Genomic DNA, 24,777 nt, shown 5'->3' on the forward strand with positions numbered 1-24,777 from the left:
TAAAATTGAGTTATGTCATTATGCGATATGTCGTCAGCAGGCAATGCCTTTATTCATAAACGATGGCGAGCTGAACGTTTGTTATTAAAGGTTGTAACTACCTTTGTAATGTCAGATTTTATCCATTTGTGCTCATTGTTAGCTAAATGGTTACCAAATGATGGTTAGTACACTAGGGGTTACATTGACATATGTCAATTTTTTTATTTAAGGTATCATTTTTGAGCTAACTTGGTTAAAGTTAGTTAAGTGATTGGTGATAATGATAAATATAGGATCAGACTGTGAGTGTCGCTAAATATAAACAAATAGCAAAAACAATAGAGGCGCGCATAGACAATGGTGAATATCCGAAAGGGTTTAAATTGCCGACACACCGTGTACTTGCGGATGAGTTAAACACCACACCCGCGACGGTAGCTAAAGCATATCAGTTACTGGTAGATAAAAAACGCGTGGAATCGTTTGTTGGGCGTGGAACATTTGTATGCTCACCATCAAGACTCAGCGATGTCATTCAACCTGCTGATGATGAAACTGATTTTAACTTCTCTATCTTGCAACCTTGCTTGTCTCAAAACCTGTCTCCACTGCGTTATGCCATGATGAATGCAGCAGATCAACTGAGTTGTCATTTAATGGGCTACACCGAACATTCAGGCCATGAAAGCCATCGTTTGGCTGCTGTAACATGGGCGAAAAAGTTTGGTTTGGAAGGGGGGAATGTTAAAAATACCTTGTTGACGAATGGCGCACAGCATGGCTTATCGTTACTTATTCATACGTTAACAGAGCCTGGTGATACCATCGCGGTAGAAGCCTTAACTTACCCCGGTATTATGGCGATCGCTCAAGCAGCAGGTCGTCATGTGGTTGGGGTCAAACTTGATGAGCAGGGGATGTGCCCTGATGATCTGCAACAGGTGATCACTCAACATCAGCCTAAATTAGTCATTGTCGTGCCATCTCATCAAAACCCAACAGGTATCACCATGCCGCCAATAAGACGAGATGCCATTGCAACAGTGATTGAACGCAATAATATTTGGTTAATTGAAGATGATATCTACGGCTTTTTAAATTCAAATCCTATCGCCGCGATCAGTAATCGCATTCCACTGCATAGCTTTCATATTTCAGGTTTATCAAAAGCCCTTAGTCCTGCGCTACGCTGTGGCTTTTTAAAAGTACCCGAATCACATATTGCGGTTTTACAGGCCACTATTCGCGCTAACATTTGGCTATCGTCACCGCTAAATTATATTGCTGCAACGCAGTTAATTGAGAGTGGTGAAGCCTTTGAATTGGCAGAAAACCAGCGTGAAACCGCCTGTAAAAGACAACAACTAGCCCGCGATATTTTAAGCCATGATGGTAATGAAACTGGCTTTCAAATCTGGTGGCCGTTGCCTCAACATTGGCAGCAGGAACGCTTTGTGATGGAAGCAAAAAACCAAGGGTTAATTGTCAGTAGTGGGCGTTATTTTAATGCAAAGGGCGACGATCCGAAGCATATCCGCTTGTCTCTAATGGCTATTAATTCTGAGCAGCGGCTACAACAAGGTTTAACATTATTACGCGATTTAGCTCGCTCTGAAGTCAGCAGCGTTATCCCGTTTTAAGCGCAAAGATAGCAAGATTGACAGTCACTGCGAAGTTATAAAAAGCGACTGTTAGCACTCTTTGAAAGCCACTGACCTATGTTATTATTTCAGCATTATTATTTTAATTAGAAAAAGTCGAGTCATAAAATGGATGCAGAATTCTGGCACTCACGCTGGGCAGAAAATCGAATTGGTTTTCACTTATCAGAGGTTAATCCGTTACTGATCAAGCATTGGTCGGCGTTAAATGCACAACGTGATGATCGCGTGTTTGTCCCTATGTGTGGTAAGTCGGAAGATCTTGTGTGGCTAGCGCAAAAACATAACCACGTGATTGGGGTTGAACTGAGTGATATTGCAGTTAAAGCCTTTTTTGCAGAAAACCTGTATACGCCGTTAGTGACAGGCGTTGGCCATCAACATCTTTACCAATTTGATGAGATTTCGATTTACCAAGGTGATTACTTCACGCTAAATATCGATCCTGTCGATGTGGTTTATGATCGCGCGGCATTAATTGCAATGCCAGAAGACATGCGACAAATGTACGTCGACAAACTATTGTCGTTGGTTAAAACTGGCGGTCGTATTTTATTGGTGACGTTAGACTACCCACAAGATGAATTAGCAGGGCCTCCTTTCTCAGTGCCAAAAGCAGACGTTGAAGCATTATTTGCGGGTTGTAAAGTGACGCATCTTGAACGTGATGATGCCGATGAAAGTCATCCTCGTCGCCAACGCGGTTTATCGCGATTTGCCGAAGAAGTATGGTTAATTGAAGTATAACTTGTTGTTATAAAGTACAGATAAAATAAAGGCATGGTTTCTTATTAGTGGAAACCATGCCTTTTTGCTTATAGATAAATTATCATCAATTGGGTTAAGCGATTAATCGAAAATGACTTCAACATCACCAGCGGTATTGACGGCATCATTTACTGCGCTAACAATATCTTCTCGACGTGTAAGCGCGACACCTAAACGACGACGACCATTAATTTCAGGTTTACCAAATAATCGGATCTGTGTTTGTGGGCGAGAGAGTGCAGGTAACAGGTTATCGAAACGGATGTTTGATGATACACCTTCAGCAAGGATCACTGCAGAAGCTGATGGGCCATATTGGGTGATGTGTTGAATGGGTAAACCAAGGAAAGCGCGAACGTGAAGCGCAAATTCTGATAACTCTTGTGAAATAAGCGTCACCATACCCGTATCATGTGGGCGAGGAGAGACTTCACTGAATAACACGGTATCGCCTTTAATAAATAGCTCAACACCAAATAAACCAAAACCGCCAAGTGCGTTCACTACTTTTTCTGCTACATCCTGTGCCGCTTTTAATGCTGCTTCAGACATTTGCTGTGGCTGCCATGACTCACGGTAATCCCCATCTTCTTGACGATGACCAATAGGTGCACAGAAATGCACACCATCCACCGCACGAACAGTTAATAAGGTGATTTCGTAATCAAAATCAACAAAGCCTTCAATGATCACACGACCTGCACCAGCACGACCGCCTTCTTGTGCGTATTGCCAAGCAGATTCAATATCAGCCTCGGTTTTAATCACACTTTGACCTTTACCTGATGAACTCATAATCGGCTTCACGACACATGGCATACCAACGCGATGTACCGCTGCTGAGAAATCATCAAATTGATCGGCAAATTCATAAGGTGATGTAGGAATCGATAAGGTTTCAGCGGCTAGGCAACGAATACCTTCTCGGTTCATTGTCAGTTTCGTCGCATTAGCGGTAGGCACAACGTTAACACCTTGCTGCTCTAATTCTACAAGCGTGTCAGTGGCAATGGCTTCAATTTCAGGAACAACGTAGTCGGGCTTTTCTAGTTCAATAATGTGTTTTAACGCCTCGCCATCGAGCATATCAATTACATGACTACGATGTGCAACTTGCATTGCTGGCGCGTTGGGGTAGCGATCTGCGGCAATCACTTCAATACCTAAACGTTGGCATTCAATCGCGACTTCTTTGCCAAGCTCGCCAGAGCCTAAAAGTAAAACACGTGTTGCATTTGAACCATTAGCTGTACCTAACATTATTATTCCTTACTATTTATGTTGGATAGTGTTGGTTGGGCGTGATAATACCTTGTTTTTTCATTTAAGCAAACGTTTGCGTCGGGATTTAAATAGACTTTAATAGTAAATATTAGAAAAGCTTTAGAGCTTATAATAAAAAACCGCCAAGAAGGCGGTTAGTGAATCTTTTATGGGGTACGGTTGTTACTTGCTATTTTCGCTTTTCCCACTGGGTGATAAAGGCCACAGAAGCAATAATAATCGCCGCACCTAGCCATAATCGACCCGGTGGTACCCAACCAAATACAAGCCAACCACCTAACACGTTTAGTGGTAATTTTGCGTGGTCGAATGGTTGAACAAATGACGCATCAGCGACGGCATAGGCTTTAGCAATCGCCCATTGTGCCAGTGCGGTTAACAGACCAGCAGCGATGATTAATGTCCATGTTGTGCCGCCTGTTGGCATAGTAAAATCAGGTAGAGCCAGTAACAAGTTAAATGGCGTGATCAGAATAAGTAAATACATCACAACAGTGGTTGGTGATTCTGTAGTAGATTGCTTTTTCACCATCAAAGAATAACCCGCCCAGAAAACCGCAGCGCCGACAGGTAATAATGTCGCAATACTAAATGAATCAGACCACGGCTCTAAAATGATCATTGCACCAATAAAGCCAGCAAGCGTTGCGCACCAACGTGCAGCGCCAACTTTCTCTTTTAGTAATACACCTGAGCCAATAGTTGCAAATAACGGTGAAGTCATAAGCAGTGCAATGCCTTGCCAAATAGGAACAGGATAGGCAAGTGCCCATAGCCAGAGTTGGATACCAATCACCGCAAGAAAGACACGGAAACAGTGCTGGAAGAATTGCTCTGTCTTTAGTGAACGGCGAATACCCATGGTTCTCAGCCATGGCAGCATAGCCACCAGTGCAACAAAGTATTGGATTAACGCAAAAGTAGTTGAAGAGACATGGAGCTTAATACTGAGAAATTGTGCAAGGCTATTTACAATCGCAAAGGCAAGGCCTGCAGAAAGCATCCATCCGGCACCTTGGACTGGGTTATGAACTGGGGTATGTGAATCAGACATTAAAAATTGGTTTCGTCAAAAAAGCATAGCGAGATAATACGCTTTTGTTTTTAGATAGCCAATATAACTGATTGTGTTGAATGCAATAGGCAATAAAAAACCGCCTATTATGGCGGTCTTACATCAACAGATGTTGCTAGCACTAACGATTAGTAAGCAACATAAGTCATTTGAATATCAGGATTTAGTGCTTCTAGTAGTGCTTGAGTACGCGCTAATTGACTGATTAGGCTTTCTGCACTTTCTACTAATGCCGCTTCAACTAATTCAGATAGTTTGTAACCTGACATATTCATGTTGATTAGCGCAACTTGCAGCGGTGGAAGACTTGGGTTAAATGCTGCATTTTCAGCATACATCCCCACAAAAACACGACCGTCTTTGGCTTTAAGTGCAACACCACTGAAGTTCTTAGAGTACGGTGCATGAGAGCGGTTTGCAGCATCACAAGCAGCAACAGCAAGCTCTGATTGCTCAGCAATCGTAATACCATTATTAATGTCGCTTAATAGCGCATCTTTAATACCAAGATCAGCAGGGCCGAAAGATTCAGGCAGGTATTGTTGCAGTGTCATTGGCTGACGTTCAGGAAGTTGAATAACTAAATCTTGCGCCGTATTCAATTCATTCATGAACTGACGACAGTGACCGCAAGGGCTGTAGTTAATCGTTACGTCTTTAATGCCTGTTTCACCTTTGATCCAAGCATGGCTAATTGCAGATTGCTCAGCATGGATCGTACACGCCATACTTGCGCCTACAAATTCCATATTTGCACCGAAATATAGGCGACCAGATGTACCACGAACAATAGCACCAACATAGAAATTAGAAATAGGAACAACAGCGTAAGCAGCAGCAACAGGAAGGAGAGCAAGACGAAGATCAGTATCAGATAAATTAGTTTGGGAAACTAACTGTTCAAATTGTTCAGGACTAATTGTTGAATCAAAATCTTTATCTTCAATAATTGGTCGTAAAGCTGATGCAAGCTCTTTAGGTAATTGACCTAATGCATCCATAACTTTTGCGTGCATTGGTGTGTTACTCCGTATTGTTGATGGAGAAACATTCTAAGTTAATTGTCATTAATCAAGTGTGATTTGAGTCACATTAATAATGATAGCGCAGGATGGTGTACATTATCGAGAGCGAACTCACACATGTAAATGTAATTTTTCCTGTAATAAATAGTTATCAAAACATTATGAACTTAAAACTAATAAGAATTAGTGTTTAAGCTCATAACATGAGATAGGAATAACTTAGTGGAAAAACAGGTGTTCTAAAATAGGGAACATGATGGGAGCGAGTAACGTTGTCATGATCCCACAGATCACTAACGCTAATGAGCTAAATGCCCCTTCTTGATAATTTTCTTCGACAGCTTTTGCTGTACCTAAAGCATGAGATACCGTACCAATCGTTAACCCTTTTGCTAACGGATGGTAAATACGGACCAGTTTCATCACTGGATAACCTAACACCGCACCAAATAGACCAACAATAATCACCATTGCTGCTGTAATCGCAGGAATCCCGCCAATTTGTTGAGAAGCGGCCATCGCAAGTGGTGTGGTAATAGATTTAGGTAAAATACTGGCTGCAAGTTGAGCATCAGCACCCATTAAAAACGCAATGGAGGTACCAAATGTCATCGACAAGATACTACCAACAAAACAGGCACTTAAAATTGTTTTCCACTTACGCTTAATTAAAGGCAGTTGCTGATATAAAGGTAAGGCTAAGGCCACTACCGCAGGACCTAACAAATAGTTAATTATTTCGTTATCTGCAAAGTAGGTTTCATACGGCACCTGTAACCAATGCAGTGCAGCGATTAAAATAATCAGCGAAATGAGCAATGGATTAAAAAGTGGATTACGAATCTTTATTGCTAAATAGCGCATGCTGTAAAATACCACTAGCGTTGCAACTAACCAGATCATGACTCTTTTTCCTTATGATGAAGCGCAAGGCCGATCACAAGCAATACAATTAATGTGCTGCCTAATGTGCTCGCAAAGATGATAGTTGCATTGTGCTTAATTAAACCAAGGTAGTTTATTAAGCCAACTCCAACAGGCACGAATAGCAATGCCATGTGTTTGATGAGTAAATTACAGGTTTTATCGACCCATTTTGTTTTGCATATGCCAGTAACGAGGCCAAAGAACAGTAAAAACAAGCCAATAATACTGCCAGGGATCGGCAAATGAGTCAGATGTTGTATGCCTTGACCAAGTAAAAAGCAAAACATAACAATGGCAAAAGATCGAATGTAATCCATAGTAAAAAAAGTAATGCTAGAAAATTTTATTTATCATACAAATAAACGTGTTATTTGTCACACAAAAAAGAGCATTATTTAGATAATTCGTTAAAAAATGTAGATCGCGTGATATTTATTGATGCTTAATTCCACAAAAATAGACCAATGAGCGCGGCAAGTGTCAAAAGAATCGTCACTTTTAGCCAAATAAAATCAATTACCACATACTTAAACCATGCCTTATTGAATAACAATGGCTTTTTTTTAGAGGGGGTAGCACGAGGGCAAGGGCGGGTAGTAAAAGGCAGTCGACGTGATGTTTTCGAAGGTAATGGGACACGAAAGCCATAGTGAGGCACAACATGGATAGGTATCGCCATTACTCCGTTACATTGTAACTTCCCTGTGAGTGATACCAGTAGTAAGTTCAAGTCATAATTGTGATCACTGGTTTCTTCAAACGCATCTAATGATGTAAACGTTTTACGGTAGAGTGAATCGGCTCCAATCACTTCTCCAGCGCAGAGACATAACACTTCTAATAACCGAGATTCTTCTCGCGTTAATAACGTTTGCGTATGATCTTTCCATATCAATAGATGCTTTTCAGGAAAAAAATCTATTTTGTCGTAGCTATAACATTTCAATAGGGTTTGTGTTGTCATAGTGCACACCTAACGCTTAATAGATCTCGAGCGTCACGGTATCAATGATCGCTATTCCGTTATTAATAAACGCAAATCAGTGAGCCGTTTTATTGTTGTCTTTAATTGTTAACGTTAATGACGTAATCATCAAATAAATCACTACATAAAAATCTTAAAAAAAAGAAGCCTATTCGCGACATTCAAAAAGAAAGTCACGTAATAGGCTTCATTCATCGCTATCGTGTTAGTAAAAAGGCTTAAACCAATTTAGATATATAATCATAAAGTGAGTGTAAAACCTTCATCTTACTTTCGTCAGATTCATGTTCGTAGGCGACTGCCTCAAAGTTCTCCATATACTTTGGCATATTCACCTCAAAGAAATCCTGACAATGATGCTTCCAACGTATTTGCTCTTCATAACTTAACGTCATTGGGAAATTACGGGCACGATAGCGGAATAACAGCGGCTTAATACGCTTGTCATCGACATTGATTTCAAGGGAAGCTAACTGATCGGGCGCTGTTTCACGGATAATATCCATGGTTGAACGATCCGCTGTTGAGAAGAACCCATCGTAGAGCATCGCATCAACATTATCGTTAGCCGCATATTCACGTTTAACACTAAACATTTCGATTAACTTTTCACGAATTTCAGGGTGCCGTTTAATCAAGGCAAGGTTCTTTAAACATTGCTCTCTATCAATCCCTAAACGTGCAGCATCTTCTGCTTTTAATGTTTTTGCTGGGGCAAGAACAGGGCACTTATTCAAATGCACTTCTTTAACGGGCACAGGTAATTCATCTGGCGCTAAATCAACACGCTTAGTATATAAACGCTCACGCAGTTGGTCGGCATCAAGCTCAATTAATGGGGTAGGATCAAGCGCGAGGTTCACTGTAATAACAGCGTTCTTATTATCAGGGTGCCATGCCACAGGCACAATCCAACTCGTATTGCCACAATCAGTACCAAACATGCCAGAGATATGTACTAACGGCGTTAAGTTAACAATATCGATTAATTCTTGTAGCTTGCGCTTATGACGTAAATCAAACAGGTAATCAAACAACTTAGGTTGATTCGTTTTAATGATTTTAGCCAGCTCGATTGTCGCGTAAACATCAGCCATTGCATCGTGAGCATTCGCGTGTTCAATACCATTGGCAACAGACAGCTTTTCAAGTTTAAAGCTAGGGCGATCTTCATCATCCAGCGGCCAGTTGACACCCTCTGGGCGTAATGCGTAACAAGTACGCATAATATCTAATAAATCCCAACGCGAGTTACCATTTTGCCACGCCCAACCGTATGGGTCGAAGAAGTTACGGTATAAGGTATAGCGCGTCACTTCATCATCAAAACGAACGTTGTTGTAACCAATAACACATGTGTTGGGTTTTGACAGTTCAGCATGAATGGCTTCAATAAACTCAGGCTCTGATAAGCCTTTTTCCATCGCTTCTTGCGGTGTAATACCGGTGATTAGACACGCTTCAGGTGACGGTAAGTAATCTGCTGGTGGCTTACAGTAAATAACGAGTGGCTCACCAATAATGTTCATGTCCATATCAGTACGGACACCCGCAAACTGGCAAGGACGATCATTGGCAGGGCTTGCGCCAAACGTCTCGTAGTCAATCCAATAAAGTGTTGCTTGGTTCTTATCGTTCATAAATCATCCATAGCCATTACGGTTGTTATTATTACTCTTTATCTAAGCAATGGCTTGTTGTTAAAACCGCTTATAAATTCAGCAGTTTATTGTATTTAAGTCGTTAAACGCTTAAGAGTAAAACCCTAAGCACGCATAACATTAAGTATCCCGTATTTAAGGGCAAATAGGCAAGGCGAGACGCGGATAAATTAATCGTGGTGTTGAGATATAGGACTTCCAAAATACTGATGGCGTCACTATTTTATTTGCAGAGCAGTTAGAAAGCTTACTTAAAGATATTGCTGCTGGGTTTATTGGTTTGGATAGAAATTAATGTCTCGGTTCTTCCGAAAGAGCAAATTGCGCTAACGGCTGATGCTCTCAGGAGAATAAAATTTTTCTGTAAACCACCACCGAGGTGGGTGAATAAGACCTCGGTGGTGAAGGGGAGAGCGTGATGCGTAACGTTATAAAAAAGAGAAAATGCATTCAAATAAAAAGGGAGCCAAATACAGCAAATTATTAGTACCTTAAGCTTACATAACTAACGGTACTCGTATAAATACTTTATGTTATATATTCGGCTTCGTCGATCCCAAGTGACGGCAGAATATAATCGACGATCAGCTTAAAAGGGTAAGTATCATCTTGATCCATATACGCACCTGATGTGATAACAATCGTCAGTTGGAGCTGTGGAATGATAAAAACTTCTTGACCACCTGTACCTCTCATTCCTGCTATATCTATTTTTTTACCCTCTTTTTTTATTGTTGGAAACCACCAGTTATGGCCGTAAGCAATAGACTTATTAGGCCAAAATTTACCTTTAGGTTTTAAAGACTCTTGTGCCCATTGTTTTGAAAAAATACGCTGACCATTCCATACCCCTTGGTTTATATAAAGTTGTCCTAACTTCGCAAGATCTCTTGGACGTAAATATAAACCTGATGAACCTAAATAATCACCGGTCACTTCATGAGCAAACCAATCATAATGAGTGATACCTAGTGGTTGGAATAGTGCTTGATTGGTATATTCTTTAAGGTTCATCTTTGTGATTTTTTCTATTACTCCACCTAGTAATACACTCATAGCTCCTTGATAGACAAATGTTTTACCGGGCTGATCTTTAATACCTTTTTGGAAAATATATTGATAAGGGTCATCGGATAACCACATGGACATCGCATCGCTATGTCTTTCATGCCATTCTGCCCAATCAAGACCACTATTGAAATCTAAAGCATGTCGAAGTTTAATTTGCCTTTTCTTTTCAAAATTGGGGATATCTTTTTTATTAAAATAATCAAACAGCGAGACATCAGTATTGGCTATTTCTTTTTTATATAAAAGATGGCCAATTAATGTTGATGTGACCGTCTTGGTAACTGATTTTATATTGTGATACGTATCGGGTGAAGGTGGAAAAAAATCTGGCATTGGGGTGCCATCTCCAGAGTGCCTAACAGGGTAATATTGTTCAAAAATTAATTTATCATTCCGTGTTATCAGCAATGACTGCACCTTTTTTGACTTACGTAAGGTTACTTGTTGGTGAAGTTCAATTAGCTTATCTGGGTTAAAACCTTCTGCTTTGGGGGAGCTAACTTTCCAATCATTTTGTTCAGACGTTTGAGTCCAATTAAAATCACTCATGTCAGTTTTAGGAGGAAAGGTTATCATCCATAAGATAAAAATAGCAGGTGATAATAATAATCCGATTTTGATAATACGTTTCATCTTGGCTGCTTAAAATTTGTTCACTTAAAATAAATTAAACAATTTATTAACATGTCGGTAGGTTGAAAATCAATCTAATGGTTCTTAATTTACGTGTTGGAATTGATTTAATTTATAATGTGAAATAATTACATTTTGGATGAAAGATAACGGGAGTAAGCACAAGATTATTTGCAGATCAGTGAGAAAGTTTACTCAAAGATATGCTGCTTTAGTTAAAGTGACGTATCGCTATAAACACCTAAACGGTGCTGCTTTGCATGATACATTGCTTGGTCTGCTTTCTGAATGAGTTGATCTAAGGCTTGATTTTCTTCTGTTGACGTTGCGACACCAATGCTTACACCAAATCCTAAATCCAATATATCGGATGGTACTTTGGCCATAATAGCGTCGTGAAGTCGGTTTGCGACTTGAGTACCATCTCTTGTATGGGTGTTTTCCATTACGATAATAAACTCATCGCCACCAAAACGGGATGCAATATCACAGTCACGTACTTGTTGAGATATAACGTCTGAAACTAAAACAAGTAGATCATCACCAACTTTGTGACCCAAATTATCATTCACTAATTTAAATTTATCTAGATCGATAAATAACAGTGAGCTTTTTAAATTTTTTCGTAGGCACAGTGATAAAAATTTAGTTGCGACTTCATTTAAATAAGTACGATTATGAAGCTTGGTTAATTCATCATGTGTTGCGCTAAAGCGTAGCTGTTCTTCGAGTATTAATTTCTCGTAAGCGACTGATATAATGAGTGCTGCCACATTAACGATTTCTTCTTCAATGTCCGAAGGTGATTTAGGCTCGTTATGATAAATGGCGAATGTGCCTAATACATTTGAGTTTGAATCGGTATAAGGTACAGACCAGCAAGAATGTAGATTCGCTTTTTGTGTAACGGCTAAAAACGGCTGCCAGTTTGGGTGTTCATTGATATTGCTAGCAATGATTGTTTTGTTAAGAAAGGCTGCCGCACCACAACTCCCTACATTTTTTCCTATTTTGATACCATTAACAGCTTCATTATAAAAATCAGGAAGGTTGTTCTTTATCCCTGTATGTAAAGTACCTTGTTGTTGATTTAAAGTGAGAATGGAGACTTTGCTGCCTGGTAAAAAACTTTCTACCATATCAACCATTCGCTCTAGGAAAGGTTCAATTTTTGAGCTCAGAACAAGGTCTCTCAATAATAAATTGAATTTGCGATGTGCAGATAAAAGCATCGATTCTTTCTTCACAATAGGCATATCTTTTTTATTAAATTTTTCTAATTTTAGCATTTTATTAACATTGTGTGGCATGGATACACTATCTATTTTGCTTGTTAACAATTGCACTTAAGTCTTTTAATTTAAAAGCTATTAATTGTTTTTTAGTGATAACAAGTGGTTGTTAGAGAAGTGACTTAATTTTCAATAAAAGTGGTGTGATAGGTAATGTATCTGCTCATTTCTTTACTTATGTGTAATGTGATACAACGCACGACTATGTGTATATATCGTTGTGGCACGTTTACCTTGCAAGGCTAGGTGCGTAAGGTGCTGTTTTAAAGTTAAATGGCAGGCAACTTGTCTTTGCGCCTACACCAAGATGGAGTAAATGTGAGTACTGCAGCGATATTTCTGATTATATATCTGATCCCCGTACTGTCTTTTGCGGGTACTATTGGTACTTATATGTTGCTTCATGGTGAGAGTCTTAGCCATCCTCTGATCAATGTTGTTTTGCTGATAGTCGCTTCTGGTTTTATCGTTTCATCTTATCTTTCTGTAAAGCTGATCTCTAAGTTCGTTAGCGAGAAAGTGATGTATTTTGGCATCGTTTTTACTGTATTAGCTTGGCTATTAGGCGTGATCGCGGTGGTGTTTAATCTTGTAATGTTTAAAGAACTCTTCAGTATTTAGGCAAAAAATACCCAAACACAGGTAAATCGTATTTGGGTATACATTTCTTGTTAAATGTAAATTATAGGCAGCTTTCAAACCCTTCAAAGTTTGGTGCGCCTAAATAAATGTCTTTATTACCGCGAGCATTAGCATGAGCTTTACGGAATGCTTCTGATTGTGTCCAGTCTTCGAACGCTTGGCGAGAATCCCATACTGAGTGCGAGGCAAACAGGGTGTACTCATCGTTTGATGTACCTTGAAGCAAGTTGAATGATTGAAAACCCGGTACGGTATCTAGGTAGGTATCGCGGTTCTTCCAGATATCGATAAATTCTTGCTCTGAGCCTAAACGGATTTTAAAACGGTTCATTGCTATATACATGATGACTTCCTTTACTAACTTCAGTTTTTATTTTTGTCCTGCCACTATTACAGTATTGGCTAATGCAAGCTAGCAGCAAAAATACAAAATATGTTCTCTGTAACTTCCACTATAAAACATGGAACATAATGTACGCCCGTTGAATAAACCAAAAAGACGCCATGATCCCCATGGTATACAAAGGTACTTTTTGAAAGAACTTATGATGAAATACAGGCACTTTAGCGCACAATTTCAATAGCACGATAAGAAACGATAAGAAGATCAATTGCCCGATCTCAACCCCAATATTAAAACAGGCGAGGGCTAACGGAATGCTGGTTTGGCTCAATCCTACTTCTTTTAATGCGCTGGCAAACCCCAACCCATGTAATAAACCAAAGGAAAACGAAATCAGCCATGGAAATTTTCGGCTTAATGTTGGATGTGCTTTGTCATAAGGGCGAGTAAGCTCATAACACAAAAACAAAATACTCAGTGCAATTCCCGTTTCTACTGGCGGTTCTGGAATGTGTACCAGATTAAGCGCAGACAAGCTTAACGTAATACTGTGGGCTAAGGTAAAACAGGTAATGGCCTTTAAAAAGGTTTTAAAATCGCGCGTAAATAACAATAAGCCCGCCACAAACATTAGGTGATCAATCCCCGTTAAGATATGGGTGATACCTAAGGTGACAAAGAGCTTTATTGTTGTCCAAATTGAGATCTTATCGGTTAAGTGTAGGCTGTTATGCCCTTTATACAGCGCAAGCGTACTCACTTTCCCATCTTTTTGCGTTAACTGCGTGAGTAGTTGGCCTGTTTTTAGTCCGTTAAATACCAGAGTCGGTGATGATGTATTCGCTTTAAGTTGCAGCAAATAATCTTGTTCATCCATTCCGAAACCATTGTCACTTCGCTGTGATGACAATAAACGTACCGTGCCGCCATTAGTTAAGGTGGGTGTTATTTGTGTATGTTCACCTGCAATTACCGGTAGTTTTAACGCCAACTTATATTGTTGATTATCTAACTGTGTGATCAAACCCACTGAGGGCTGATAAGGATGCGCCATTGCCAGTGGTGCCATTACTACCGAAATCAGGGCGCTAACGACTGTGCCAACAACTAAGCGCCACATAAAATAAGAGATGTGCTTATACATTTTTTAATAGTGTCTTTGTGTTAACGGTAAAATCTGAACCTGCGGGTAGTGCAATGTGGTATTGCTTAATAACGGCAGCTATTTTTTTATTAACATCATCACGGGCAAAATCTTGTGCTAATTGTTGCTTGGCCTGTTTAAAACTGAGAACGCCTGCTTTTTGATAATCGAGTACCTTTACTGCTATCGCGCCAAAGGGAGTATCAATCGGTGTTGACCATTGGTTTGGTGCTAGTGCGGCTAATGCGTCTACTGTTTTTGTACCCAGCTTTGCCAATAATGCCTGCTTACTCACATCACTTAAACATTGTTGAGAATCCATCGTAGCAATAGGGTGTTGCACTTCTTGTGGCGTTAAAAAGTGATAGCACAATGAGTACATATCGGGATGCTTATAACGCGCTTGATGCGTTAAATAGTATTGATGTAATAAGGTTGTGTTGGTGGCATTGATCTTAGCTAACTGTGAAACATAGGACAGGTAACGTTGCATCAACATTTCATTTAAGTTTGGATCGCCTTTCTCCAAGCCTAATTTTAATGCCTGTTGAGATAGCATCTGTTTTAACACTACATGGTTAATGTCTTTGTTTAGTTCTGTGCTCGACGGGGGGGAACCAAAATAAAGCGTATCGTCTTTTTTCTGTTGCTCAACTTGTGACGCTGTCACTGAAATAGTGTTTACAGAAGCAGAGGAGTAATACTGTGAATAACCAATAAACAGCACAGCACCCGCGATAAGGAAATGCGAAAAGGGATCTTGAATGAATCGCTTAAGCCAATAGCAGACTTTTTTTAACATGTTACGGGATCTTTTCTTATATTAAATAATGCCCTATAAGAATACCCATGCTAACTGTATGAGTGTTGAATGTTGACTGCATGTAGATTTTTACTTTTTGTGATGCTACGTTATTTATCAATAAGATAAGAATGTTTTAAAAGTCGTATTTTTATTAAGTATATGATTAAAACATTCGGCATGATGATATGGAGTACCGTTTATATGGATATTAACGTTGAACTTAACGGCGAGATTGAAGAAGTCGAAGTTATCGCATTGTACCGCGCGAATGAATGGTCTTCAGCAGATAAACCCAAACAACTCTTAGCTGCATTACGTAATTCTCATACTTTGGTTACTGCTCGTGCTAACGGTAAGTTAGTCGGAGTGGGGAACGCTATCACAGACGGTTATCTTGTTGTGTATTATCCCCATATGCTTGTTCACCCTTTACATCAGGGTAAGGGCATTGGTCGTAAAATGATGGAAGCAATGTTGTCTGTATACAGTGGATTTCATCAACAAATGCTGACTGCTGATGGTGAAGCCATTGATTTTTATCAAGCGCTTGGCTTTGAACGAGCAGGTAAAACAGAATCAATGTGGGTGTATGAAGGCACAGAGCATTAATATTTTACGTAAGCGCTTTTATACAGCTAATATGAACGTTCAGTTTATAAGGGGACATTATGGTTGATTTACCTGATGAAAATCAGAAAAGGTATATTTCAGTTTTAAGTAAAAAAATGGATTTAGGGCGTACCTTAAATGTACTTGGGCATTTGAGTGTTGGTTTGTCTAAACAACTGTCTGAAGATGAAGGTGCTTATCTAGATTATGTTGATTTGGATGGCAATGTGCATCCGAGTTTATCGCATTATCCATTCATTGTGTTAAAAGCTGATAATTCAAATAAATTACGTAAAGTAAGAGAAGAGGCTTTGAGTCGTGGTATTAAATTCACTGATTTTACAAGTACTATGATAGATGGGGGATCAACAGAACAGCAACTGAGGACGAAAGAAACAAAAGAAGCTGATTTGGAGTACTTGGGAGTTTGTTTGTTTGGTGATACTGAAACATTACGAGAATTTACTAAAAAGTTCAGTTTGTATAAGTAGTGTGTTGTATTAAAAATTGCTCAAGCTGACGCATATTGTGAGCTACTTTTGTTTCAAAACCATTTTAACATTTTATGGTATTAACGAACTAAAAACGTTGTTATTTCCAACCGAATATATAACAGCAAACAAGCAGTCGCATGAAGTACTCAAACTTCTTACTTTAGTTGCTGATGTTTGCTTTTCAGATAAATAACAAATCACGCGATGCTATATAAAATATATCGCGTGATTGGCAATGCATTTAATCGAACAACGCAATGATTAATTTACCTTTTCTTAATGTTATGTCGCATTGTTGACGATTATTGCATGATGTTCTTTCGCTTCTTTGAAAATCTCTAATCGACTAGCGTAAAGCACTTTCGTAGTGATATACAAACCAATACCGTAGCAAGAATGACAAAAAATAGAGAACAAAATCGCGTGGATCATATTGGGACTATTCACGTGGAAAAAGCCTTCACCAAAGGCATAACTCACCACAACTAATGGAAAAAATAACAATGACCATGCATAAACAAGCGATTTTTTAAGACTTGGTTTTAGAAACAATCCTTTCTCTACAAAGCTAATATAAATCACGGTATAAACTAAACTAACGCTAAAGTGCATAATCCAACCGATGAGAACATCATGGGGAACGGCTGGCACCTGCTGTATAGCTTCAACCAGTGGATGCCCTTGAGTGATATAAACCAAATAACGGCCTAAACTCGCAAAATTATTTAGTGGGTGATCACTAAATAATAGATATAAGTTGCTGCCTAAATCTAAACAAAGACCACTAAATACACTAATAAACAGAAGGTGAAGAAGGTAGGATGAACGTTGGTGATGTGGGTAATAGAACATAGAGCATCTCCTGATTAATTACGCTTTCATTGTGATAATGAAAAGAGCTTGTCATAGTCAGGTGTGGTTTATTAACACCGTGGCAATGGCTTTCATAAGTTCAATGATTTGTTGATGTTTATAGTCTAAGGCAATGAAAAATTGGGATATATAAAGTATGCTTTATGCAAAGCATTACGAATGGTTATATATGGGATCAAGGATGAAACCAAATTTAGATTTGAATTTGCTGGTGGTATTCTTAGAAGTGTATCGGCTTCGTTCCATCACATTAGCATCAGAATCATTAGGTTTAACACAACCTGGGGTAAGTGGCGTATTAAAGCGATTACAATCCCAGTTAGGGACGCCTCTTTTTGTAAGAGAAGGACGTGGGATTAGCCCAACACATGCCGCAATTAAATTAGCTAATGAGATAGAGCCAGCGCTAACGACAGTACAAAGTGCGTTAGGTAATATCGCGGGGTTTGATGTTCAAAATCATCACGCGTTTACGGTTTATGTAAATGAGGTGGTTATGCACACGATTAGAAATAAAATTGAGCTCGACCCAACGATGGGGAATTGCAAAATAAACCTCTATATGACGCCTAATACAGAAGAAGAGTTGCTATCTCAGTTAAGTTTACAGAAAGCAGATTTAGCCATTGATATTGGTTTACGCAGTAATCCGTCTTTTTTCTATCAATCATTTATCGATGATGAAATTGTCGTAGTCTGTCGGAAAGATCATCCCAATATCCAACAGACAATCACGCAAGCGCAGTTTTATGCTGAAAAAATAATCTTCATGCAGAAAAGGCGAATAGACTTACTTGAAATGAATTATTTCTCTGATGAACGCTTTCTGCCAAGAGATTTAGACTGTGAAACCGCATCTATTGTTTCAATCTTAGCATTAGTGTCAGAGAGCAACGCCGTTGCGCCAGTTAGCCGACTCATGGCTGAAAAATATGCCTCATTATTTAACTTACAAATACTGCCATTGCCATTTTCTTCCAAACCTTTCAAACACATTATGATGTGGCATAAGCGTGATGAACATAACTCAGCTAACCAATGGTTGAGAAATAAACTCAGCGAAATATTGTGACATTGTCACTAATTTAGTGAGCGTTTCTTATTACTAGCAAATGTATGAAGACGTCCATAATGACCGAAGATACAGCCACTCGTGAGCTGGTTGACGCTTTCAGAGTTGGGTAAGTATAAATATGGTTCAATGATCACACACTGAACCATATTATTGATGTTTAAAGTCTTATTGCGGTTACTTCAAGCTTGCTAAAATCGTTTCCGCTTTACTCGCTTCAAATTGTTTTGGCTCTTCAACGTTGAGCTGAGTTACCACGCCATTATCAACAACCATTGCATAACGTTGAGAACGAATACCACCAAAGTTAGCAGTGTCCATTTCAAGCCCTAATGCTTTAGTAAAGCTTCCATCGCCATCGCCCAACATCATAATTTCAGATGCGTTTTGCGCTTCGCCCCAAGCTTGCATAACAAAGGCATCATTAACAGATACACAAGCAATAATGTCGACACTCGTTGCTTTGATCTCATCTGCTAGCACGACATAACCCGGTAAATGGGCTTCAGAGCAAGTAGGAGTAAATGCTCCTGGTACAGCAAACAGCACAACACGTTTGTTGGCAAAAAGCTCTGCGGTATCGTGTTTAACCATACCGTCATGTGTGAGTTCACTGAGCACTGCGGCTGGTAATGTTTGGCCTTTTTCGATCATGGTTTACTTTCCTTGTTGTATTAGTTTGAAACAGTGTAGCGAGGATTTTATCTCACGGCTAATTTTGCTGGTGGAGCAATCATTGTCAATGTCATATTCAGATATTTGAAATTTGTTGTCTCGGTAGCAAATTGAACAAAGAAAATAAGCAAAATATCGCGACTGTAATGGAATGCGCATTACTTCACAGACTCACTATTTATAAAACCCTATAAATTATAAATAAAATTTAATGCTTCATATTTAGCTAGCTGCAGTGGAATGGCTGATTCCTAAATTCTTTGGCCTTATATTGTATGGTTATGAAATGCTGGTGGTTGTTAAATATAGAGACTCAATTTGAACATATATCTTGATATTGAAAAGGATTAATACATGAGCTTTTGGAAAGTTATTGGTGGCGCAGCCGCTGGGATTGCGTGTGTAGTGGCATTACCAATTGCAGGACCAGTAGGTGCAATTACTGCAGCAGGTGCAGCGATTGCGGGTGGTGTTGGTGCTGCCGCCGGTGGTGTTGCCGCAGCAATGGACGACAGTGAAGAAGAGGCAGAACGCCGTGGTGAGCGTCGCGCTAACGCTGAACAGGAACTTAAATACAGTAAATTAACGGCTGCGTTTGAAGACGCAAAAAATCGTTTAGACGAAACTGAAAATTATTTTAATTTACTGATCGCAATGGAAGCAGTTGGCCTTGCGTGTGCTAATTGTGATGGTGAAATTTCATTAGAAGAACGCCAAGAGATTGATGAATTTATTGCGGGTGTGTCTTCAAGTGAATTACCAAGTCACGTGAAGCGTAAAATCGAAGATATGGCTAAGAACCCACCAAATGTTAATACTGCGTTTGCATTAGCACAAAAGGTGGGCTTGAATTCATTTGAACTTTACAACGAAATCATCGAAGTGGTGATGCATGCTGATGGTCGTGTTCATGAGAATGAAAAAGCGTTCGAACAAGCATGGAATACATTGGTAAAAGCAGCGTAAGACAGGGCAGTAAAAAATGAGTAGTAGATCGGAACGCTTTAAGAAAAGACAGCAACTTCGCAGTAATTATGCCGAGAAAAGCCATATTAAAGAACTGGCAAATTCTGAAGTATCGCAACAGATGTTAGCCCGTCAGGTTGATCAAGAGTTTATTGATAATGCGCTGTTAGAAAAAGCGCCGATCTACGATCTTAATGTCTCTGAAGCAGAAGTAAAAGCATCATTAAAGATGCTAGATATTGATTTTAATAAAGAAAAATACGATGTGTTGTTTGAATCAAGTAAAGACGTTTTGATCAATCAACTGCTAAACCCACTTAATTTAAGTCGTGCTGACTTAGAAAATGTCGATCGTAATTTTGAATACAATCGTGATGATTACACCAAATCACCAAAGAGTTCTGGTGGTGAAGGTGTATCGTTTGATACACAACGGAAAAAACTAAAGCTGCAATCGACTAACGAGCAGGGGCAGATTAAAGACACGTATACAGGTCAATATCACGATGCATCTGAGATGGACTTAGACCATGTTAAATCGCTAAAAGCCTTTCATGAAAGTGGGGCATATATGTTATCGGATGTTGAGAAACGCCAATTTGCAGCTGATCCTGATAATCATGAATTTACCCATAACAGTTTAAACCGATCTAAAGGTGAAAAGGATCTTAAAGAGTTCTCAGAAACCAATGAACAAGCCGATAAAAGACGCACTAACGCTGCACATACAAGAGCAGAAAAAGCCGCGGAGAAATATGTACCGTCAAATCCTGTTGGTAAAACCGTTTTTGTTGCTAAACGTGGTGCGGTAGATGGTGTAAAAGCGGGTAGCCAACAAGGTTTACAACAAGCATTAGGTGCTTTGTTATCTGAGTTTATTTCTGCCACCTTCATAGAAGTAAAAGATATATTTAATAATGGTTTCAAAGGTAACGCACTGGAAATGTCGTGGGTGGATGCATTGATCTCTCGGCTTAATAACATCAAAAACAAACTGCTTTCAAAATGGAAGAATGTGGCTCAAGCGTTTGCAGCAGGGGCGTTGTCAGGCTTTTTAAGTTCAATCATTACCGCATTACTGAACATGTTTGTACGCACAGGAAAAAACATGGTGCGTATTATCCGTGAAGGCTTTATGTCATTAACCAAAGCGTTAAAAACATTAATATTTCCACCCGAAGGAATGACAGCAAAACAAGCAGCCCATGAAGCAACTAAAATCTTAGCCACGGGTTTAGTGATCACTGGCGGTATTATGGCAGGGGAAGCCATTGCTACTGCATTAGGGACGATTCCGTTTGCTGGCACTATCAGTATGGTATTGACAGGATTACTTTCTGGTTTAGGCTCTCTTTTTGTCGTGTTTATGTTAGATAAACTAGACATGTTTGGTGTTAATGAAGCAGAACGCCATGAGTTTATTATGGGACGTTTAGAATCTCGCATTACTGTCAGTATCGAGCGTTCAGAAACTATCATTAAAGAGCTAGGCTTGAGTTATTAGCGTGATAAAAGAATGAATTAAAGCTACAGGCTTTCATGGAAAGCTTGTGGCTTTTATATTCAATTTGTATTAATAAGAATACATACATTTCTTACTTTCTTTGTGTTCAATCAACACTTTTTGAACAAGAGTATCTCCATCTTTGCTTAAGTTTCTTACCTGAAAACTTAAGAAGTATTGCTGAGCAGCAAATATCCGAATATAACTTGTTTCAACCTGAAGCTAAGTAATCGCAGTTTAAACTTATATCGAGCTTCTATACTTAATCAGGTTATTGAACCTTCAATTGTAGTGGTCAACAAATACTGGCCACAGTTTTACATGCTAAAAACTATAGCGTGTTTTGTGTTGGCTTTACTAAATTTTTAGCTGATTTAACCCTGAAAAGGAACTAAAAGTTATAGGTTGTGCTAATCTTTATAAATCAGTGATTTAGCTGTTAAAAATACCCGTTATGAGCGCGCTATATTTTTCCTATACTCTCTGAGAGGCGGATATTCAATTATGCTGATAAACATTAATGATGACTCCTTGCAAGGTCGTGTAAATAATCCAAATTGTTATATTACTTTCAAACCAATACCACCGTTAAGTAATTGGGTGCAGGAGTTTTGGCAACTTAATGTACCTGATGGTCAGTATTTTTATCGTAGTCTCCCTGATAATTGTGTCGACATCATAATTAATCTTACTTTTCCTGAAGACGCCTTTGTTGTAACACCATTCTGCTCGGCTAAAGTATTTGAGATGACAGGGCCTGTTTCATATTTTGGTATTCGGTTTCGTATATTAGGGCATCAAGGAATAATCCAGGCTCCTTTGAGTCAATGGAGTAATGACGAGAATGTAACAATCATCAGTGACCTATTACCCAAACATTTATTAAGTGCTTTATACAATAACGCTTATCAGGCAATGTCATTTCAAAGACGTTGCGAAATTATTTCTCAAATATTACTTGGTAATATAGGTTCTAGCGAAGTTGATCGTAGATTAATACGCTTTATTTTGTATTGTGATCGAAGCATTACATCTAGTATTGATTTGTCTAATCAACAGTGTTCTGAATTTGGTGTATCAGCTCGGCACCTTCGTCGATTAACTTCACTATATTTAGGACTTTCGCCTAGAGAATTCACTAAGGTTTTTCGTTTTCAGAAAATATTACGCGCGATGAATATGGAGAGTTTCGTCGATGTATGGGCGTATTATTATTATGACCAACCGCACTTTAATCGAGAATTTAAAAATATATCTGGTGTTACTCCCAGCGAGTTTAGGACTATGTCCGCTTTGTACAAGGCAGATTGAATTAAATGAATAATAATATTGTTTTAATAATCTAATCTCAGGAGTAAATAAAATGATAGACGTTGATGCTATGTTCCCCGTAATGGTGACGAGTGATTTAGAGGCAGTAAAGCAGTTTTATGAGACCGCTTTTGGATTTAACGCCGTATTCTATGATTCAAATTTTTACCTTCATTTGGTCTCGCCTAATAATAATATCCAGCTTGGTTTTCTATTGCCAAACGTCGCAAGCCAACCTGAATTTCTTCATCCTATAATGTCTTCTAAGGGGTATGTTATTTCGCTTGAAGTCAAGGATGCTACCTTTGCGTATGCCGAAGCTAAGCAAATGGATCTCAACCTTATAATGGCTTTAAAAGAAGAAGAATGGGGGCAAGTACATTTTATGATTCAAGATCCTGCAGGTTTAAGTATTGACGTCGTTCAACATTTGTAACCTACAGATAATGCGTTAAAAATAGAACAAATAAGAGATATGTACCGATAGCCGACACCTCTCCTTGGTGTGAATCAGTGATTGTAACACTCTAATTTATAATAAAACCTTTTTTAATTCTGAAGCGTGGATGACATTTCGAACAATTATCATGGGTACTTCATGAATGTGTTTTGATCTGTTGTGTAAATATCGTTTCAGATCGTCGGTAGTTAAGGTGTCTGGCTATTTACCCAGTTGATGTTAATGCGACGTAGAGCACGACTATAAGTTTCAATCGTAGCGGGGCGTTTACCTTGCAAGGTGAGATGAGTAAGGTATTGTTCAAAAATATAGAGTAGTCATTGATGAAGCCGAAATTATTTATTTTAAACATGCCATTTGAAGATGGTCCCGGGAAAATGTGGATCTGTTCACACTGTGCACTTATTGAAGGTGCATTATCAGTAAATACGCACTGGGAAGATATGGTGGAAGTTCGCCGTATAGCGTTTCCAAAACCAAGAGAGGAAGTAGTGGATATATTGGGTGAAGAAAACCAATGGCTTCCTGTACTCATACTTGAAAATAATAAGACGATCACTGAACCAACAGAAATTATTAATTATTTAGCAAGAGAATTTAGTGGGGCTGCGGTACACCCATAGTGAGGGTAAAGTAAGCTTAACTAGAAAATAAAAAAGGACTTAAAACAGTTAAATTTTGGTTCCTTCGTCGAATATTTTAGCTAACAATTTTAAGTCAGGATAACTTTTAGATAATGGTGTCTGGGAAAGTAACCATTATTTATTGAAATAAGCAACTAACAAGGCGTTATATGTCAAGGATAATTGATGACTCTTTTAGTGAATACCCCAAAGCCACCATACTATGCTGTTATTTTTACTTCAGTTCGTACTACGGGCGATAATGGTTATAGCGAAACTGCAAATAGGATGATTGAGCTTGCCGCACAGCAACCAGGCTATTTAGGTGCTGAATCAGCAAGAGAAGATCTAGGGATTACAGTTTCTTACTGGCTTGATTTGGAGTCTATTAAAAACTGGAAGGCGAATACTGAGCATCAAGAGGCTCAAAAATACGGTCGTAAGTTATGGTACGAGTCATTTAAGGTTCGAATTTCAAAAGTAGAACGAGACTATGGCATATGACAAATGAGTTATCAATTCAGCCAATTCACCTAATCATTTATTAGGTAGTAAAAATACCGACCTACATCAGGTCGGTATTTTATTTGTATCAGGTTTATTGGCCAGCACAATCAAGCGACATTTTACCATTAGCATCGCGAGTTAGGGTGATAGTTGTACTTGCTTTTGAGGCACCTTTCGGTAAGTAAACTGCACATTTTTCAAAGTTTGGTACAAGTGCTTTATTGATTGTTTTAACTGCTTGTTTTTGGCTATCAACATTGTCACCCGAATAAATGGTAATGCTATCTACTTGTGCCAGCATTTGCTCAGAATGTTTAGCTGGAGCTGCGTGTGCGAAAACAGAAACAGAGCTAAGTGCTAGTAATAGTAATACTTTTTTCATTAT

General features: G+C 39.0%; 27 protein-coding genes and 1 pseudogene. 12 read left to right on the top strand and 16 right to left on the bottom strand.

Annotated features, from left to right (window positions below; all coding sequences use genetic code 11):
• Nucleotides 1-284 precede the first annotated feature (284 nt).
• Entirely contained in the window at nt 285-1,622 is a 1,338-nt protein-coding gene (locus tag C9J46_RS08770; RefSeq protein WP_107290781.1) for a PLP-dependent aminotransferase family protein, read from the top strand.
• Between the two features lie 129 nt (nt 1,623-1,751).
• Entirely contained in the window at nt 1,752-2,390 is a 639-nt protein-coding gene (locus C9J46_RS08775) for a thiopurine S-methyltransferase (protein ID WP_107260394.1), read from the top strand.
• A gap of 102 nt (nt 2,391-2,492) precedes the next feature.
• Here C9J46_RS08775 and purT read toward each other — a convergent pair whose 3' ends face one another.
• The 9 genes from purT to C9J46_RS08820 all read right to left on the bottom strand — a co-directional run bounded on the left by purT (nt 2,493) and on the right by C9J46_RS08820 (nt 12,361).
• Complete coding sequence (gene purT / locus C9J46_RS08780; RefSeq protein WP_107290782.1) at nt 2,493-3,671, bottom strand: formate-dependent phosphoribosylglycinamide formyltransferase; 1,179 nt, start codon at nt 3,669-3,671, stop codon at nt 2,493-2,495.
• 193 nt (nt 3,672-3,864) lie between these two features.
• Nucleotides 3,865-4,749 carry a DMT family transporter gene (locus C9J46_RS08785; RefSeq protein WP_107247649.1) on the bottom strand — a complete coding sequence of 295 codons (885 nt, stop codon included), beginning with the start codon at nt 4,747-4,749 and terminating at the stop codon, nt 3,865-3,867.
• A gap of 149 nt (nt 4,750-4,898) precedes the next feature.
• The gene (gene cdd, locus C9J46_RS08790; RefSeq protein WP_005367973.1) at nt 4,899-5,786 is read right to left on the bottom strand and encodes a cytidine deaminase; all 888 of its coding nucleotides are present in this window, start codon (nt 5,784-5,786) and stop codon (nt 4,899-4,901) included.
• 228 nt (nt 5,787-6,014) lie between these two features.
• The gene (locus C9J46_RS08795) at nt 6,015-6,698 is read right to left on the bottom strand and encodes a CidB/LrgB family autolysis modulator (protein WP_107208275.1); all 684 of its coding nucleotides are present in this window, start codon (nt 6,696-6,698) and stop codon (nt 6,015-6,017) included.
• Nucleotides 6,695-7,039 carry a CidA/LrgA family protein gene (locus tag C9J46_RS08800; protein ID WP_107208276.1) on the bottom strand — a complete coding sequence of 115 codons (345 nt, stop codon included), beginning with the start codon at nt 7,037-7,039 and terminating at the stop codon, nt 6,695-6,697. The genes C9J46_RS08795 and C9J46_RS08800 overlap by 4 nt, the downstream gene beginning before the upstream one ends.
• Nucleotides 7,040-7,164: 125 nt before the next feature.
• The gene (locus tag C9J46_RS08805; protein WP_107208277.1) at nt 7,165-7,686 is read right to left on the bottom strand and encodes a hypothetical protein; all 522 of its coding nucleotides are present in this window, start codon (nt 7,684-7,686) and stop codon (nt 7,165-7,167) included.
• Nucleotides 7,687-7,925: 239 nt separating this feature from the next.
• Nucleotides 7,926-9,347: an exodeoxyribonuclease I gene (sbcB, locus tag C9J46_RS08810; protein ID WP_107290783.1), complete on the bottom strand. Its 1,422-nt coding sequence runs from the start codon at nt 9,345-9,347 to the stop codon at nt 7,926-7,928.
• Nucleotides 9,348-9,896: 549 nt separating this feature from the next.
• On the bottom strand, nt 9,897-11,072 hold the full coding sequence (locus C9J46_RS08815; protein WP_107290784.1) for a serine hydrolase: 1,176 nt from the start codon (nt 11,070-11,072) through the stop codon (nt 9,897-9,899).
• 215 nt (nt 11,073-11,287) lie between these two features.
• On the bottom strand, nt 11,288-12,361 hold the full coding sequence (locus C9J46_RS08820) for a sensor domain-containing diguanylate cyclase (RefSeq protein WP_158259610.1): 1,074 nt from the start codon (nt 12,359-12,361) through the stop codon (nt 11,288-11,290).
• Nucleotides 12,362-12,682: 321 nt separating this feature from the next.
• Between C9J46_RS08820 and C9J46_RS08825 the strand changes: the two genes are divergently transcribed.
• A complete protein-coding gene (locus C9J46_RS08825; protein WP_233217731.1) occupies nt 12,683-12,985 on the top strand; it encodes a hypothetical protein in 303 nt (100 codons plus the stop codon).
• A 61-nt stretch (nt 12,986-13,046) separates the two neighbouring features.
• Here the strand turns inward: C9J46_RS08825 and C9J46_RS08830 are convergent, their stop codons facing one another.
• From C9J46_RS08830 to C9J46_RS08840, 3 genes are all read right to left on the bottom strand, one after another.
• Nucleotides 13,047-13,349 carry an antibiotic biosynthesis monooxygenase gene (locus C9J46_RS08830; protein ID WP_008987102.1) on the bottom strand — a complete coding sequence of 101 codons (303 nt, stop codon included), beginning with the start codon at nt 13,347-13,349 and terminating at the stop codon, nt 13,047-13,049.
• Between the two features lie 109 nt (nt 13,350-13,458).
• Entirely contained in the window at nt 13,459-14,493 is a 1,035-nt protein-coding gene (locus C9J46_RS08835) for a HupE/UreJ family protein (protein ID WP_107290787.1), read from the bottom strand.
• Nucleotides 14,486-15,295, bottom strand: coding sequence for a peptidyl-prolyl cis-trans isomerase (locus C9J46_RS08840; RefSeq protein WP_107290788.1), 810 nt, complete (start codon nt 15,293-15,295; stop codon nt 14,486-14,488). The genes C9J46_RS08835 and C9J46_RS08840 overlap by 8 nt, the downstream gene beginning before the upstream one ends.
• Nucleotides 15,296-15,499: 204 nt before the next feature.
• Between C9J46_RS08840 and C9J46_RS08845 the strand changes: the two genes are divergently transcribed.
• Nucleotides 15,500-15,907: a GNAT family N-acetyltransferase gene (locus tag C9J46_RS08845; protein WP_107290789.1), complete on the top strand. Its 408-nt coding sequence runs from the start codon at nt 15,500-15,502 to the stop codon at nt 15,905-15,907.
• 59 nt (nt 15,908-15,966) lie between these two features.
• The gene (locus tag C9J46_RS08850) at nt 15,967-16,398 is read left to right on the top strand and encodes a DUF2000 domain-containing protein (protein ID WP_107208119.1); all 432 of its coding nucleotides are present in this window, start codon (nt 15,967-15,969) and stop codon (nt 16,396-16,398) included.
• 285 nt (nt 16,399-16,683) lie between these two features.
• Here the strand turns inward: C9J46_RS08850 and C9J46_RS08855 are convergent, their stop codons facing one another.
• Entirely contained in the window at nt 16,684-17,253 is a 570-nt protein-coding gene (locus tag C9J46_RS08855; protein ID WP_107246683.1) for a DUF2938 family protein, read from the bottom strand.
• A gap of 202 nt (nt 17,254-17,455) precedes the next feature.
• Here C9J46_RS08855 and C9J46_RS08860 point away from each other — a divergent pair, with 202 nt between their 5' ends.
• Nucleotides 17,456-18,346: a LysR family transcriptional regulator gene (locus C9J46_RS08860; RefSeq protein WP_107208121.1), complete on the top strand. Its 891-nt coding sequence runs from the start codon at nt 17,456-17,458 to the stop codon at nt 18,344-18,346.
• 177 nt (nt 18,347-18,523) lie between these two features.
• On the opposite strand, the gene C9J46_RS08865 is transcribed toward C9J46_RS08860, so the two are convergent.
• Complete coding sequence (locus C9J46_RS08865; RefSeq protein WP_107290790.1) at nt 18,524-19,000, bottom strand: peroxiredoxin; 477 nt, start codon at nt 18,998-19,000, stop codon at nt 18,524-18,526.
• A 375-nt stretch (nt 19,001-19,375) separates the two neighbouring features.
• On the opposite strand from C9J46_RS08865, the gene C9J46_RS08870 reads away from it, so the two are divergent.
• The 4 genes from C9J46_RS08870 to C9J46_RS08885 all read left to right on the top strand — a co-directional run bounded on the left by C9J46_RS08870 (nt 19,376) and on the right by C9J46_RS08885 (nt 23,238).
• Nucleotides 19,376-19,987: a hypothetical protein gene (locus C9J46_RS08870; protein ID WP_107246681.1), complete on the top strand. Its 612-nt coding sequence runs from the start codon at nt 19,376-19,378 to the stop codon at nt 19,985-19,987.
• 16 nt (nt 19,988-20,003) lie between these two features.
• On the top strand, nt 20,004-21,491 hold the full coding sequence (locus C9J46_RS08875; RefSeq protein WP_107290791.1) for a hypothetical protein: 1,488 nt from the start codon (nt 20,004-20,006) through the stop codon (nt 21,489-21,491).
• A gap of 504 nt (nt 21,492-21,995) precedes the next feature.
• Nucleotides 21,996-22,802, top strand: coding sequence for a helix-turn-helix domain-containing protein (locus tag C9J46_RS08880; protein ID WP_107290792.1), 807 nt, complete (start codon nt 21,996-21,998; stop codon nt 22,800-22,802).
• Nucleotides 22,803-22,854: 52 nt separating this feature from the next.
• On the top strand, nt 22,855-23,238 hold the full coding sequence (locus C9J46_RS08885) for a VOC family protein (RefSeq protein WP_107287383.1): 384 nt from the start codon (nt 22,855-22,857) through the stop codon (nt 23,236-23,238).
• A 189-nt stretch (nt 23,239-23,427) separates the two neighbouring features.
• Here C9J46_RS08885 and C9J46_RS21775 read toward each other — a convergent pair.
• A pseudogene (locus C9J46_RS21775) lies at nt 23,428-23,570 on the bottom strand (phage integrase N-terminal SAM-like domain-containing protein); the annotation flags it as partial.
• 15 nt (nt 23,571-23,585) lie between these two features.
• Here C9J46_RS21775 and C9J46_RS08890 point away from each other — a divergent pair.
• Nucleotides 23,586-23,885 carry a DUF3088 family protein gene (locus C9J46_RS08890; RefSeq protein WP_107287384.1) on the top strand — a complete coding sequence of 100 codons (300 nt, stop codon included), beginning with the start codon at nt 23,586-23,588 and terminating at the stop codon, nt 23,883-23,885.
• 186 nt (nt 23,886-24,071) lie between these two features.
• Nucleotides 24,072-24,389 (top strand): antibiotic biosynthesis monooxygenase, encoded by a 318-nt coding sequence (locus C9J46_RS08895; RefSeq protein ID WP_107260367.1) that lies wholly within the window; start codon nt 24,072-24,074, stop codon nt 24,387-24,389.
• A gap of 94 nt (nt 24,390-24,483) precedes the next feature.
• On the opposite strand, the gene C9J46_RS08900 is transcribed toward C9J46_RS08895, so the two are convergent.
• Entirely contained in the window at nt 24,484-24,774 is a 291-nt protein-coding gene (locus C9J46_RS08900; protein WP_107208129.1) for a hypothetical protein, read from the bottom strand.
• Nucleotides 24,775-24,777 lie beyond the last annotated feature (3 nt).

Source organism: Photobacterium sp. GB-36 (assembly GCF_003026135.1).
GTDB lineage: Bacteria > Pseudomonadota > Gammaproteobacteria > Enterobacterales > Vibrionaceae > Photobacterium.

Bases quoted from the DNA above. Each gene is read 5' to 3' on its own strand.
- C9J46_RS08775 (WP_107260394.1), top strand. From the start codon at position 1,752: ATGGATGCAGAATTCTGGCACTCACGCTGGGCAGAAAATCGAATTGGT.
- C9J46_RS08820 (WP_158259610.1), bottom strand. From the start codon at position 12,361: ATGCTAAAATTAGAAAAATTTAATAAAAAAGATATGCCTATTGTGAAG.
- C9J46_RS08890 (WP_107287384.1), top strand. From the start codon at position 23,586: ATGAAGCCGAAATTATTTATTTTAAACATGCCATTTGAAGATGGTCCC.
- C9J46_RS08875 (WP_107290791.1), top strand. From the start codon at position 20,004: ATGAGTAGTAGATCGGAACGCTTTAAGAAAAGACAGCAACTTCGCAGT.
- sbcB (WP_107290783.1), bottom strand. From the start codon at position 9,347: ATGAACGATAAGAACCAAGCAACACTTTATTGGATTGACTACGAGACG.
- purT (WP_107290782.1), bottom strand. From the start codon at position 3,671: ATGTTAGGTACAGCTAATGGTTCAAATGCAACACGTGTTTTACTTTTA.
- C9J46_RS08845 (WP_107290789.1), top strand. From the start codon at position 15,500: ATGGATATTAACGTTGAACTTAACGGCGAGATTGAAGAAGTCGAAGTT.
- C9J46_RS08835 (WP_107290787.1), bottom strand. From the start codon at position 14,493: ATGTATAAGCACATCTCTTATTTTATGTGGCGCTTAGTTGTTGGCACA.
- C9J46_RS08830 (WP_008987102.1), bottom strand. From the start codon at position 13,349: ATGTATATAGCAATGAACCGTTTTAAAATCCGTTTAGGCTCAGAGCAA.
- C9J46_RS08860 (WP_107208121.1), top strand. From the start codon at position 17,456: ATGAAACCAAATTTAGATTTGAATTTGCTGGTGGTATTCTTAGAAGTG.
- C9J46_RS08880 (WP_107290792.1), top strand. From the start codon at position 21,996: ATGCTGATAAACATTAATGATGACTCCTTGCAAGGTCGTGTAAATAAT.
- C9J46_RS08900 (WP_107208129.1), bottom strand. From the start codon at position 24,774: ATGAAAAAAGTATTACTATTACTAGCACTTAGCTCTGTTTCTGTTTTC.
- C9J46_RS08840 (WP_107290788.1), bottom strand. From the start codon at position 15,295: ATGTTAAAAAAAGTCTGCTATTGGCTTAAGCGATTCATTCAAGATCCC.
- C9J46_RS08785 (WP_107247649.1), bottom strand. From the start codon at position 4,749: ATGTCTGATTCACATACCCCAGTTCATAACCCAGTCCAAGGTGCCGGA.
- C9J46_RS08895 (WP_107260367.1), top strand. From the start codon at position 24,072: ATGACTCTTTTAGTGAATACCCCAAAGCCACCATACTATGCTGTTATT.
- cdd (WP_005367973.1), bottom strand. From the start codon at position 5,786: ATGCACGCAAAAGTTATGGATGCATTAGGTCAATTACCTAAAGAGCTT.
- C9J46_RS08865 (WP_107290790.1), bottom strand. From the start codon at position 19,000: ATGATCGAAAAAGGCCAAACATTACCAGCCGCAGTGCTCAGTGAACTC.
- C9J46_RS08815 (WP_107290784.1), bottom strand. From the start codon at position 11,072: ATGAAACGTATTATCAAAATCGGATTATTATTATCACCTGCTATTTTT.
- C9J46_RS08805 (WP_107208277.1), bottom strand. From the start codon at position 7,686: ATGACAACACAAACCCTATTGAAATGTTATAGCTACGACAAAATAGAT.
- C9J46_RS08870 (WP_107246681.1), top strand. From the start codon at position 19,376: ATGAGCTTTTGGAAAGTTATTGGTGGCGCAGCCGCTGGGATTGCGTGT.
- C9J46_RS08850 (WP_107208119.1), top strand. From the start codon at position 15,967: ATGGTTGATTTACCTGATGAAAATCAGAAAAGGTATATTTCAGTTTTA.
- C9J46_RS08800 (WP_107208276.1), bottom strand. From the start codon at position 7,039: ATGGATTACATTCGATCTTTTGCCATTGTTATGTTTTGCTTTTTACTT.
- C9J46_RS08855 (WP_107246683.1), bottom strand. From the start codon at position 17,253: ATGTTCTATTACCCACATCACCAACGTTCATCCTACCTTCTTCACCTT.
- C9J46_RS08795 (WP_107208275.1), bottom strand. From the start codon at position 6,698: ATGATCTGGTTAGTTGCAACGCTAGTGGTATTTTACAGCATGCGCTAT.
- C9J46_RS08885 (WP_107287383.1), top strand. From the start codon at position 22,855: ATGATAGACGTTGATGCTATGTTCCCCGTAATGGTGACGAGTGATTTA.